Source organism: Niallia circulans, from assembly GCF_003726095.1.
Taxonomy (GTDB): Bacteria; Bacillota; Bacilli; order Bacillales; family Cytobacillaceae; genus Niallia; species Niallia circulans_A.
Map to the genome: position 1 here is coordinate 241,856 of NZ_CP026031.1, position 12,917 is coordinate 254,772.

6 protein-coding genes and 1 pseudogene are annotated in these 12,917 nt (G+C 35.8%); 5 read left to right on the forward strand and 2 right to left on the reverse strand.

From position 1 onward, the window contains the following. The first annotated feature begins 40 nt into the window (after nt 1–40). A complete protein-coding gene (locus tag C2I06_RS01115; protein WP_123257286.1) occupies nt 41–802 on the forward strand; it encodes a sugar phosphate isomerase/epimerase family protein in 762 nt (253 codons plus the stop codon). Nucleotides 803–861: 59 nt separating this feature from the next. Here C2I06_RS01115 and C2I06_RS01120 read toward each other — a convergent pair whose 3' ends face one another. After that, nucleotides 862–1,692 (reverse strand): dimethylarginine dimethylaminohydrolase family protein, encoded by an 831-nt coding sequence (locus C2I06_RS01120; protein ID WP_123257287.1) that lies wholly within the window; start codon nt 1,690–1,692, stop codon nt 862–864. 323 nt (nt 1,693–2,015) lie between these two features. After that, on the reverse strand, nt 2,016–5,099 hold the full coding sequence (locus tag C2I06_RS01125) for an efflux RND transporter permease subunit (RefSeq protein ID WP_123257288.1): 3,084 nt from the start codon (nt 5,097–5,099) through the stop codon (nt 2,016–2,018). A gap of 96 nt (nt 5,100–5,195) precedes the next feature. Between C2I06_RS01125 and C2I06_RS01130 the strand changes: the two genes are divergently transcribed. From C2I06_RS01130 to safA, 4 genes and pseudogenes are all read left to right on the forward strand, one after another. After that, complete coding sequence (locus C2I06_RS01130) at nt 5,196–6,047, forward strand: TetR/AcrR family transcriptional regulator (RefSeq protein WP_123257289.1); 852 nt, start codon at nt 5,196–5,198, stop codon at nt 6,045–6,047. A 182-nt stretch (nt 6,048–6,229) separates the two neighbouring features. Further along, nucleotides 6,230–7,378, forward strand: a complete 1,149-nt coding sequence (locus C2I06_RS01135; protein ID WP_123257290.1) for a PstS family phosphate ABC transporter substrate-binding protein — start codon at nt 6,230–6,232, stop codon at nt 7,376–7,378. A 1,177-nt stretch (nt 7,379–8,555) separates the two neighbouring features. Next, the gene (locus C2I06_RS01140) at nt 8,556–11,969 is read left to right on the forward strand and encodes a pullulanase (RefSeq protein WP_123257291.1); all 3,414 of its coding nucleotides are present in this window, start codon (nt 8,556–8,558) and stop codon (nt 11,967–11,969) included. 140 nt (nt 11,970–12,109) lie between these two features. Then, nucleotides 12,110–12,705 (forward strand): annotated as a pseudogene (gene safA, locus C2I06_RS01145) (SafA/ExsA family spore coat assembly protein). The last annotated feature ends 212 nt before the right edge of the window (nt 12,706–12,917 follow it).

Below are 12,917 nucleotides of genomic sequence, written 5' to 3' on the forward strand. Positions count from 1 at the left end.
AGTAATTGGGGGAAAGAATAACAAGGAGGAGGAAGTAAAATTGAAGAATATACCGATTGCCATCCAAATGTATACGTTAAGAAATGAGTGTGAGGAGGATTTTCGCGGAACCCTCCGTAAAGTGGCGGATCTTGGATTTCAAGGAGTAGAGCTTGCTGGATATGGGGGAATCCCTGTAGCAGAATTAAAGGAATTATTGGATGAACTAAATTTACGAGTAGCAGCATGCCATGTGCCATTAACTGATTTAGAGAGCGATCTTTCCCAGGTTATTCAAGATCAAATAGTATTAGGGAGTAAATTTTTAGTATGTCCCTATCTTTTACCAGACAAAAGAACAGAAGCGGATTATCAATCACTAATTTCTTTCTTGAATATGGCAGGAGCAGAATGTCGAAAAGCAGGGATATCTCTCTGTTATCATAATCATGATTTTGAATTAGATATAATGAGTGATGGAAGAACGGCATTAGCTACGATAATGGAAGATACAGATCCAACATTAGTTTTTGCAGAACCGGATGTATACTGGCTTTCGAAGCGAGACTATGATCCAGCAAAATGGATTGATACATATAAAGACAGAATGAAGCTTATTCATTTAAAGGATATGACAACCGATGAAGAACAATTCTTTGCTGAGGTAGGTACAGGAAGTATTGATTTTCAAGCAATACTTGAAAAAGGAGAGGACATAGATATCCAATGGTGGATCATTGAACAGGATGCAACTAGAAGAACTCCATTGGAAAGCATTGAAATTAGTTTGCGAAATCTAAGGGAAATGTTAGCGGTACGGTAGATATAAACGTAACTAGATAAATCAGTGGGGATTTCCCCACTGATGAAATGTACCTTTTCCTATTCTCTAAGTAAGGGCATGGAACAACAACGAAATGATCCACCAGATTTAATGATTTCGGAAAAATCAACCTCGAGTACTTCATACCCTCTTTTTTGCAATTCTTTATTAACCCCTTCATTCATAGGTAAACTAATTACCTTTTTGTTGCCAATGGATAATACATTTGTACCTAATGTTTCTTGCTCTTTAGCGCTTACGTGAATGAATTCATAACGTTCTCGCAGTAATTTTTCTTTTTCTTTATGAAATTCCCCTGGGAAAATTAATCCCTCTGTAGGAGAAAGAATATTAAAGACACAATCTAGATGGAGATATGTATCCGTAAACGGGACAGCTATGACATCATAAGAAGGCATCAAGGTCTGTAAATGGCGGACCGCTGCTTCATTTGTACGCTGACTGATGCCTACAAAAATTGTTTTCCCATCAATAATCACATCGCCGCCTTCAATAAAATTGCCTTTAATATCTGTATAAGTGATTTCTTTTTTCTTTAAATAATCTATTAAAACTCTTTCTTCTCCATGTCTAGCATCTCGTGCCATTTCTGCCACAAAGATCTGACTTCCTAAAGTGAAGCCGATATCTCTTGTAAAAACCTGTTCATGGTATTTTTCTTCTGATGGAAGAAGCAGTGTTTCCACTCCATTTTTTTGTAGAGTTTCAATAAACATTTCATGCTGCTTTACGGCTAGTTTTTTATCAATATTTTTCTTTGCATGTTTTTTTTGAATATCATTTATAGGGACTTTAATAGCCATATATTCGGGAGAAACTAAGACCACTGTTTTTAATGGATCATATTCATTGGAACAATGTATTTTCATGATAAAACCCTTTCCATTATAGTATAGAAATTAGTTTTTCCTGAATGACTTTTTTTATGAAAGAACTTGTGAAATCATTTTTAGGGGATGAGGTTTATGTGAAGGCAATGAAAGACACAATTGCAAGAATAAGTGGTGGAAGTGGTGTTCATAGAAGGGATATGGGCAAGAAAACCTAGAGGAAGTGGCGTTCATCAGGGAAATGAAAGCGAAGAAAAACCAGTAGAAGTAGCATTCATTCCACTATTATAGTTAAACCAAAGGAAAAAAAGACAGACAAAAGCCAGTGAAGAATGCCTTCACTGGCTTTTGTCATTTAGTCATTAGTTTTCGTCAATATCTTTACGATTTTTCTTAAATAGTTTAGAAAGAATTTCATAAACAATAGGGACGATAACAAGTGTTAACAACGTAGAACTGATTAAACCACCAATAACAGTAATACCAAGGTCTTTAGAGATTAATCCACTACCACCAGAACCAACTGCTAGTGGAATTAATGCACCAATTGTTGCAATAGCTGTCATTAGAATTGGACGAAGACGTGTTGATCCTGCTTCAAGAATCGCTTCACGCATATTCATTCCATCTCGTTCCATATGAATGATTCGGTCTACTAATACAATGGCATTCGTTACTACAATACCAATTAACATTAAGAGCCCCATCATTACCGAAACAGAAATGGTCTGACCTGATAGGTACAATCCGACAAACGAACCGATAACAGCAAATGGTAAACTGAATAGAATCGAAAATGGAGCAACTCCTTCTCGGAATGTAACAACAAGGATAAAGTACACGATCGCAACAGCCGCAATCATAGCAATACCTAATTGTGTGAATGTTTCATTCATATCTGCAGTTACACCCGCAACTCCCATTGTAACGCCTTTTGGTAAGTCGATTTTATCGATTTCTTTATCTACTTCATTTGTTACTTTGGACACATTATCACCAATGATTTTTCCTGATACAGTTGCATAGTACTCGCCTTCACTACGAGAAAGCGTATTTTGGGTAGTTCCTTTTTTTACATCCACAAGTTTTGAAAGTGGCATATTTTGGCCAGTAGCAGTCGGGATTTCTGTATCTAGCATATCGTCGATTGATTTCGGCTGTGCTGATTTTTCTTGTTGGACAATAACATCAAGCTCCTGCCCGTCTTTTTCAATCGTTGTTAACACATCTTTTGAATTGTTAGGGCTTAGTGTTGCAAGTAGCTGACCAGCTGTTAACCCATATTGTAACAATTCTTGCTGATTTACTTTAAATGTATATTCCACATAAGCGTCTTCAGCTGTTGTAGTAACATCTTCTAAACCATCATTCTTTTTTAACATATCTTCCACTTTTTTCACTGACTCATTCAGCTTATCTAAATCTTCACTGTAGAATGTATAGCTAACTTCATTTGTTGACATTCCGGTTGATGAGAAGTCTTGGGATTTCCATTCGCCAGATTGGTCGAGATTTGTAATATATTCCTCAATTTCATCACGAGCTTCAGGGAAATTTTTCATATCTTCATCAAAGATGAGATACATAAGTGCACCGCCAGCTCCAGTGCCCATCATTGCGCTTTGTGCATCAGCTGTATCATTTATCGATAATTGAACGATATCGATATCTTTGCGGTCAAGCATTTTTTCTTCTACTTCTGTAACGTTCTTTAATGTCTCATCCTTTAGTTCACCCGTTTCTGGAGTGTAGGTGATATACATCGTTTTTTCTTCTTCACTTCCTAGGAAGCTAAAGCCGATTAAAGGAGTGAGGGCAACACTTCCAGCTAATAAAATAACAGCGATAACGGAAGTGATGATTTTATGATTAAGTGCTTTTTCGAGAATACCTTTATACCAAGTTGCCAATTTTCCAGCTTCTTTATGATTACTTTCTGTTTTCTCACTATATAATTTTTTCTTAAATAAGAAATGAGAAAGGGCTGGAACGATTGTAATGGCAACAAGTAATGATGCTCCAAGTGCGAAAGCCATTGTTAAGGCGAAAGGACGGAATAATTCTCCAACCATGCCTCCAACAAACATTAATGGAGCAAATACCGCAACTGTTACTAAAGTAGAAGACAGGATTGGTTTAAACATTTCAATCGTTGCTTCTCTAATAAGCGCGCGGCCAGTTAATTTTTCTTCTTTCAGGTGCAAGCGTCGATAAATATTTTCCACGACAACGATGGAGTCATCGATTACCCTTCCAATTGCCACGGTAATAGCACCTAGCGTCATAATATTTAATGTGATATCCATCCAGTTTAATAGTAGCAATGCCATGAAAATAGATACTGGAATGGAAATAATCGAGATAATCGTTGATTTAAAATCACGTAAGAATAGTAAAATGATTAATACAGCAATTAAACAACCAAATACGGCCTTTTCAACCATTGTAAGCACAGATTTTTCAATCGGATCTCCTTGGTCGAGAGAAACATCAATTACTAAGCCATCAATATTTTTTTGCTCATCTTTAATTAAATCTTTTACACTGTTAACAACATCAACAGTGTTTGCTTGTTGACCTTTGACAATTTGGATGGCGATTGCATCTTTACCATTTGTACGAGAAACTGATTCCACTTTCCCAACTACTTTAATTTTGGCAATATCGCTAAGTTTTACAAATGGGGAAGGATTTTGTTGAGATGGAGTGACAGGAATTTGCATATTCTTTAGTTCTTTTTCTGTCATAAATTTCCCATCAATTGCAACTGCTTGTTCGCCTTCTTCAAACTCGTAAAGTCCTAAAGAAACTGCTAAGTTACTCGCTTGAATCATATCTTTAACAGTATCTTCCGTTAAATCTAATTGCGCCATTTTTTCTTTATCATATGTTAAATCTACTTCTTCAATATGCTGACCTGTGATAGTTGCAGAAGCGACACCATTAATCTTTTCGATTTTTGGGAGAATGATATCTTCCACAGTTGAGGTTAATTCGGTAATGTCTTCTTTTGTACTGCTGACACTTAACGCTACAACTGGCATCATGTTCATACTGATTGCTGTAATTGTAGGTTCCTCTGCATCTTTAGGTAAGGTGACATTATCCAGAGCGGATTGTAAAGCTCGTTTTGCTTCATCCATATCCGTCCCATATTCATATTCTAATTGAACATTTGCCATGTTCGAATAAGAATTCGAATAGACAGCTTTAACATCTTCCAGATTTTCTACTACTTTTTCTATCGGTATGGAAACTTCTTCCATGATTTTCTCCGGCGTAGCTCCCGGGTAAACATCCATTACGGTTAAGTATGGAATAGAGATATTTGGTATGGTTTCCATATTCATTTTTGTACCAGAATAGATACCTGATACAGTAATAATAATGGTTAGTAACCAAACCGCAAGCTTGTTACCTAACACAAAATTTACTAAACCTTTCATAATACACCTTCCCTTTATTGACTAATCTAACTCATTTACTTATAATAAATGACTAAGTAGTCATATGTCAATCAATAGTACATAGGAGAGAATGAGATGACAAAAAAACAGCTGATCATGGAAAAATCAATAGAGTTATTTGCAAAGCAAGGATTTGCGGCTACTTCCGTTCAACAAATAACGGAACATTGTGGGATTTCTAAAGGGGCCTTCTATTTATCCTTTAAGTCAAAGGATGAACTAATTATGGCTTTAGTTGATTATTTTATGGAACAGTTCATCGTGAAACTTGACTATGCAGTCAATCACGTAGATGATATTCTTTATCATTTTTATTATGAAATATTATATACATTTAAGGAAAATTCTAGTTTTGCGATGTTATTTATTAAAGAGCAAGCGCTTTCGTTTAATGAAGAATTTATTCGAAAGTTTACTTATTATGATCATTTATTGGAAAAAACAATCGAGCATATGATTGGAGAAGTATATGATTCATCCAAACAAGCAATCAAGTATGATTTAGTATTTAGTATTAAAGGGTTTCTTAATACTTATACGCATATTGTATTAAACCATAATAAATATATTGATTTTGATTTACACAGGCTTGCAAAATCTCTTGTAGAGAAAACAGACATCCTAGCTTCATATACAGAATCACCATATTTTACAGAAAGTATCTATCAGTTGCTGCATCAGTCCGTTAAGGAAGAAAGTGCGACAAAAGAGGATTTACTGCAACTTATAAAAGGGAAAAGGGAAGAAGTAGATGATCATTATGTGAACGAATCGCTTTCTTTACTGATAGAGCAGTTGGAAGAGAAAACATTGAACCCGGTTTTACTAAAAGGATTGATTGAAAACATTCGACATCATCGTGACTGTATTTGGTTATCCTATTTATTATTTCAATATTTTCAGCTTCATCCGAGTCATCAACAATAGATATATTTTAAAGATGAATTCTTTACAGGATTCATCTTTTTTTTATTTAAATCCTTTCAAAGCAATCAAGGAATCGTATCAAATAAAATATTCTTGATAAAAGTGAAAATATACACTAAAATTGAAATAAATCATTTGTTATGACGAATAAATGAGAGTTTGTAATGATAAAGGAGAAAAAAATGAAAGTATTTCAAGCAATTATAATGACGGTATTTATTGGATTTATCGGTTTTTTTGCAACAATGTTAACCACTTTATTCACAGCGAGTACATTTTATCTATGGTTTTTACCGATTATTACTGTACTTTATATAATAACTGTTTATCTATTAATTTTTGAATGGTGGAAGAAAAAAGCGGTCAAAAAGGCAAGATTAATGATTTTAGCTATTAGTATCTGCGGGATAGCGGGTTATATAATTTATGAACATTACGATAAAAATTTAGAGGTTGTTAGTAGTCAAGATACGGATTTAACAGAATATATGCCATTTTTAGAGGGAACAAAAGCAGTTTCGCTGAAAGAAGAATCACCATTTAAAATTGAAAAAAATCTTCCGCGGTTAGATGGCTCTACCGCTCTTTATCCTGTATATGCAGGATTTGTTCAAGCAGTGTATCCACAAAAGAAGTATCCGTTAGAGGAAAGTGAGGTAGTTTCAAGTCAAACAAGTGAGGCATATAATCGCTTATTAAATCGTGAGGCAGACATTATATTTATGCCAAAGCCTTCAGAGAAACAATATAAAATGGCTGAGAGCCAGGGGGTGAAATTAAAGCTGACGCCAATTGGGAGAGAGGCATTTATCTTTTTTGTTCATGCAAAAAATCCAGTGGAAACACTCAGCATAGAACAAATACAGGATATTTATTCTGGGAAAATAAGAAACTGGAAGGAAGTCGGTGGAAAACATGAAAAAATTAGAGCATTTCAAAGACCAGAAGAAAGTGGCAGTCAATCTGCCTTGCTAAGGGTCATGGATGGAAAACCGTTAATGGACCCTCCCACAAAGGATATTGTCGATGCAATGGAAGGCATAATAAGTGAAACTGCAGACTATCAGAATAAAAGTAATGCAATTGGATTCTCTTTCCGGCATTTTTCAGAAGATATGGTGCGTAATGGAAAAATAAGAAATATTGCTGTTGATGGAATACCTCCTACAGTAGAAACAATTAAAGATGGAAGTTACCCATTCATTAATGAATTTTATGCTATAACGCTGGAGGATAATAGCTCTCCCCAAATAGATGGATTTTTAAAATGGATGGTGTCAGAGCAAGGCCAACAGATTGTTTCGGAAACTGGTTATGTGGCAGTTGAATAGATACTAATATGTGGAAAATCTTTATTTGGGTAACCGGTAGTATTTATTACTGACCGAGTTACCCATTTATATGGTAAACAGCAATGAAAGAATCTTTATTTTGTATTTATAAGTGAAAACTAACTAATTAGAATGATAGATATCAGTAAATAGGGGGGGAATCAGCCAAAGTAGGAAAATATCAGCCAAAACAGCAGGGGAATCAGCCAAAGTAGGAAAATATCAGCCAAAACAGCAGGGGAATCAGCCAAAGTAGGAAAATATCAGCCAAAACAGCAGGGGAATCAGCCAAAGTAGGAAAATATCAGCCAAAACAGCAGGGGAATCAGCCAAAGTAAGAAAATATCAGCCAAAGCAGCAAGGGAATCAGCCGAAGTAGGAAAATATCAGCCAAAGCAGCAAGGGAATCAGCCAAACTAGGAAAATATCAGCCAAAACAGCAGGGCAATCAGCCAAAGTAAGAAAATATCAGCCAAAACAGCAAGGGAATCAGCCAAAGTAGGAAAATATCAGCCAAAACAGCAGGGGAATCAGCCAAAGTAAGAAAATATCAGCCAAAACAGCAGGGGAATCAGCCAAAGTAAGAAAATATCAGCCAAAACAGCAAGGGAATCAGCCAAAGTAGGAAAATATCAGCCAAAACAGCAGGGCAATCAGCCAAAGTAAGAAAAAATATCAGCCAAAACAGCAAGGAAATCAGCCAAAGTAAGAAAATATCAGCCAAAACAGCAAGGAAATCAGCCAAAGTAAGAAAATATCAGCCAAAACAGCAAGGGAATCAGCCAAACTAGGAAAATATCAGCCAAAGCAGCAAGGGAATCAGCCAAAGTAGGAAAATATCAGCCAAAACAGCAGGGGAATCAGCCGAACTAGGAAAATATCAGCCAAACGCGTCCAATCCTCATAAAAATGAAAACCAAAAAGCTTCATTAATTTTTTGTCTATTTTATAAAGCTGGATGCCTGTAACTATCTTGCTTGGAATTCTGTTACCGTGAACAATCAAAAGAAATATTGACACTCATAATCTACTATATTTATAATCTCACATATAAAGAAAGCGTTTACTTTTACATCACTAAAAGAAGTAAACGCTTATTTTTTTACAACTAGTTAGGTTTAGCAAAAGACTTAAGTTGCTTAAAACATTTAAAACATTTAAAACAGGAGGAACAGGAATGAATCACTGGTTAAGGAAATTACTCATTATTCTAACGATATTTGTTCTTGTGTTCACGACACGAGGCTTCTTATTCAATCAAATGAACGTAAAAGCAGAGAACACAAGTGGAAAAGACATACCTGAAAACACATTAAGAATTCATTATCAAAATGAGGAGAACAAGTATCAGGATCTAGGGTTATGGCTGTGGGAAGATGTAGAATCGCCAACTGCCAATTGGCCACAAGGTGCTGCAGCGTTTGAAGAAGAGAATCAAGATGAGTATGGTACATATATTGATATCCCTTTGAAAGAAGATGCTAGAAAGGTAAGCTTTCTTGTTGTAAACAGAACCAATGGAGAGAAAGAGAGTGGAGATAAGTCAGTTACGATAAACAATCCATCATTAAATGAAATATGGATTAAAGAAGGTTCAGATAGTGTTCATCTATTTGAGCCGGTAGAGCTGGCTGACAATACAGTTAGAATTCATTATCAAAGAGATGACCAAAACTATGATAAGTTAGGGGTGTGGTTATGGGAAGATGTAGAATCACCTACTGTTAATTGGCCAACTGATGCCGTAGCGTTAGAAAAGAATGATCGCTATGGTGCTTATGTTGATATAAAAGTGAAAGAGAATGCTAAAAAAATTGGCTTTCTTATTGTAAACCGTGAAAATGGTGAAAAGATAGCTGGAGACAAAGGATTTGCATTATTGGAAGAATACGATCATTTGTGGATTAAAAATGAAGATGATCAAGTGTATATTTCACCATACTGGGAATCCCCAACTGATTTAGTATCAGGGGAACTATTGTCTGACACAACCATCCAATTAACTTTTTCCAGTACAAAAGGACTTGTGGAAGAGGAAATAGCGCAAGCATTATCTATTGTAGATAAGGACAAAGAAGTAATAGATTTTCGTGCAGTGAAAATTATTAATGAAACCACAGTGGAAATAACAGGTATTTATGATGCGGAAAAGGGGCCTTTTACAATCTCTTATCAAGGAAGATCTGTTACAGCTAAATCTGGGTGGAAAATGTTAGATGAAAATTACTTTTATGAGGGCAATGATTTAGGGGCCACTTATCATAATAAAGATGCAACATTAAAATTATGGGCACCGAAAGCCTCAAAGGTAACCGCTGTTTTTTATGATAAAAATGATGCAGCAAGGAAAATCGGCAGTTTAGATTTAGTACAAGGGGATCAAGGGGTATGGAGGATTGAAGCGAAAGCGAGTGAGCTCGGCATCAACGACACAAGAGGATATTATTATCAATATGAAGTAACCAATGATGGAAAAGTATCTAAAGTTTTAGATCCTTATGCTAAATCAATGGCAGCATTTACTGTTAACACAGAGGGAAAAGTTGGCAGTGATGGCGATACAGTAGGAAAGGCGGCCATTGTTGATTTAAGTCAAACCAACCCAGCTAACTTTAGTGGTGTTAACATCGATGGTTATGAAAAAAGAGAAGATGCGATTATATGGGAAGCTCATATTCGTGACTTTACTTCTGATCCAACCATTGAGACTGATTTAAATGGTCGCTTTGGAACTTATAAAGCATTTATTGATAAACTGGATTATATAAAATCCTTGGGTGTTACCCATGTCCAGCTCCTGCCAGTTAATGCTTGGTATTGGGGAGATGAAACGAGAATGGGAGAAAGGGAATTAGCGTATTCGGCAGCAGGAAATGAATATAATTGGGGGTATGATCCTCATAACTATTTCTCACCAGATGGTGCCTATTCTGAAAATCCAAAAGATCCAGAGCTGCGCATTAAAGAATTAAAGGAGCTAATTAATGCGATTCATGCTGCTGGCATGGGAGTGGTTCTAGATGTTGTATATACACATATGTCCAATGCTAGTCTATTAAATGATATTGTTCCAGACTATTATTTTTTCCAAGACAGTAATGGTAAGTTTGTGGGAGGATTTGGAAATAACTTAGCTACAAATCATAAAATGGCGGAAAAGCTAATGATAGATTCAGTGAAATATTGGTTTCGTGAATTTAAAATCGATGGCATGAGATGGGATATGATGGGGGATGCAACCTATGAAGCTGTTCAAAAAGCTTATGATGAAGCGAAAGGCATCAATCCCAATGCATTATTTATTGGAGAAGGGTGGAGGACGTTCTCTGGTCATTTAGCAGACCCATCTTTGGCAGGAAAAGGTGCAGACCAAGATTGGATGGATAAAACCGATGATGTCGGTGTTTTCTCTGATGAAATAAGAAATGAGTTAAAATCGGGTTTTGGTTCAGAAGGAGAGCCGCGCTTTATCACTGGCGGAGCTCGTAATATTCAGACGATATTTAATAATATAAAAGCACAGCCATCCAATACGCCAGCAGATGATCCAGGAGACATGGTGCAATATATTGAAGCACATGATAATCTGCCGCTCTACGATATTATTGCGAAAGCTTTGAAAAAAGATCCAGCCATTCCAGAAAATGATCTAGAAATTCATAAACGCATTCGCCTTGGAAACTCATTGATTCTGACTTCACAAGGCACGGCATTTTTACATGCAGGACAAGAATATGGAAGAACCAAGCAATGGCTAGGAGAGGGAATTCCAGAACAAAAATATGATGCTTTTACAGATGAAAATGGCAATGTGTTTGGTTACTTTGTTCATGATTCCTATGATTCATCTGATGCCATTAATATGTTTGATTGGTCCAAAGCCACCAATGAGGAAGCATATCCAATAAATAATGAAACGGTGGAATATACAAAAGGATTAATTGAATTAAGAAAATCAAGCAATGCTTTTCGACTAGGTGAAAAGAGTTTAGTCGATTCTAATGTAACCATGATTGATGCACAAGAGATACAGGAAGAAGATGTTATTATTGCCTATAAAAATGAGTCAACAGACAATACAGGCAGCTATTATGTATTTATGAATGGTGATACAAAAGCTAGGGAGCTGACATTAAGTGAAGATTTAACCGAATTTAAAGTAGTAGTGGATAATGATGAAGCAGGTAAAGATTCTGTTGAAGAGAAAAGTGGCTTCACTTTAACAGCAGAAAAAATAACACTTGAGCCACTTACTACTATTGTCATAAAAAATGAAAAAGAGACAGGCGGAAATCCGGATGATGGCGACAAAGAGCCCAATGATCCAGAAAATCCAGTGGATTCAACAGATCCTGAAGTTCCAGAAAAACCAGATAAAGAAGCCCCAGTTAATGCAGATAAGAATCCCATTGATAATAAGGGAGATAAAGGAGATAACGGTGAGAAGGCTGATAATAACGGAAAATCAAAAAATTCCTTGCCAAATACAGCAACTAATAATGGCACATATCTACTGATTGGGATAGTTATTTTAGCAGCAGGTGTTTGTCTTTCTATCATCGTTCGCAGAAAAAAAGCAGATGCAGAATAAATAAATAGATAGCAGAAGTTAGGAGTATAGCTAACTTCTGCTTTTTGTATTTAAAAAAGGGAAAGAAAGCAAAAAAATAATGGACGAAAGGATAAGAACGAAATTTTGTGCGCACCTTATTATTCAGAAGGAATGGTAAAATGAAGAAAATAATAGCAATGGTTACTTTTTTTTGTTTAATAGCACTCCCTACGATGGTATTTGCTGATACATATATCGTTAAAAATGGAGATTCGATGTGGGAAATTGCGGTGAAATATCAAATTGGCTTAACAGAGATTATTGCTGCGAACCCACAGATTTCAAATCCTAGTTTAATTTATCCAAATCAAAAATTGACTATCCCCAATATTGATTCCATTAAAACAGTAGAACGGGAAGTAATCCGACTTTGCAATATAGAACGTCAAAAAATGGACTTCCTGCTTTAACGGAAAACTGGGAATTATCAAGAGTTGCTAGAGATAAATCGATGGATATGGCTCAAAAAAAGTACTTTAGTTATACAAGTCCAACATACGGATCGCCATTTGATATGATGAAAGCATACGGAATTAGTTATAAAGCAGCTGGAGAAAATATTGCCCAAGGTCAAACAAGCGCATAAACAGTAGTTCAAGCGTGGATGAATTCGAGCGGTCATAGAGCAAACATACTAAGTGAAAACTTTACACAAATCGGTGTAGGATATTACCAAAATGGTAACTATTGGACGAAAATGTTTATATCAAAATAATATTTTAGCAAGGGATTACTACTTAAAATTAAGTGATAATCCCTTTATTTGTTGTGATGAGATAATACTTCTAATTTTGGTAGCTAGCTGGCTATTAATGCTTCCTCTTGAAAATCCACACAGTTCTCAGTGAAGCCTTGCCAACCATTTTCATATAGTTATTCGACAACCGCGATAAAGTGGACAATTGCCAAAACATTTAGTGACAAGAC

Bases quoted from the DNA above. Each gene is read 5' to 3' on its own strand.
- C2I06_RS01120 (WP_123257287.1), bottom strand. From the start codon at position 1,692: ATGAAAATACATTGTTCCAATGAATATGATCCATTAAAAACAGTGGTC.
- C2I06_RS01125 (WP_123257288.1), bottom strand. From the start codon at position 5,099: ATGAAAGGTTTAGTAAATTTTGTGTTAGGTAACAAGCTTGCGGTTTGG.
- C2I06_RS01130 (WP_123257289.1), top strand. From the start codon at position 5,196: ATGACAAAAAAACAGCTGATCATGGAAAAATCAATAGAGTTATTTGCA.
- C2I06_RS01135 (WP_123257290.1), top strand. From the start codon at position 6,230: ATGAAAGTATTTCAAGCAATTATAATGACGGTATTTATTGGATTTATC.
- C2I06_RS01140 (WP_123257291.1), top strand. From the start codon at position 8,556: ATGAATCACTGGTTAAGGAAATTACTCATTATTCTAACGATATTTGTT.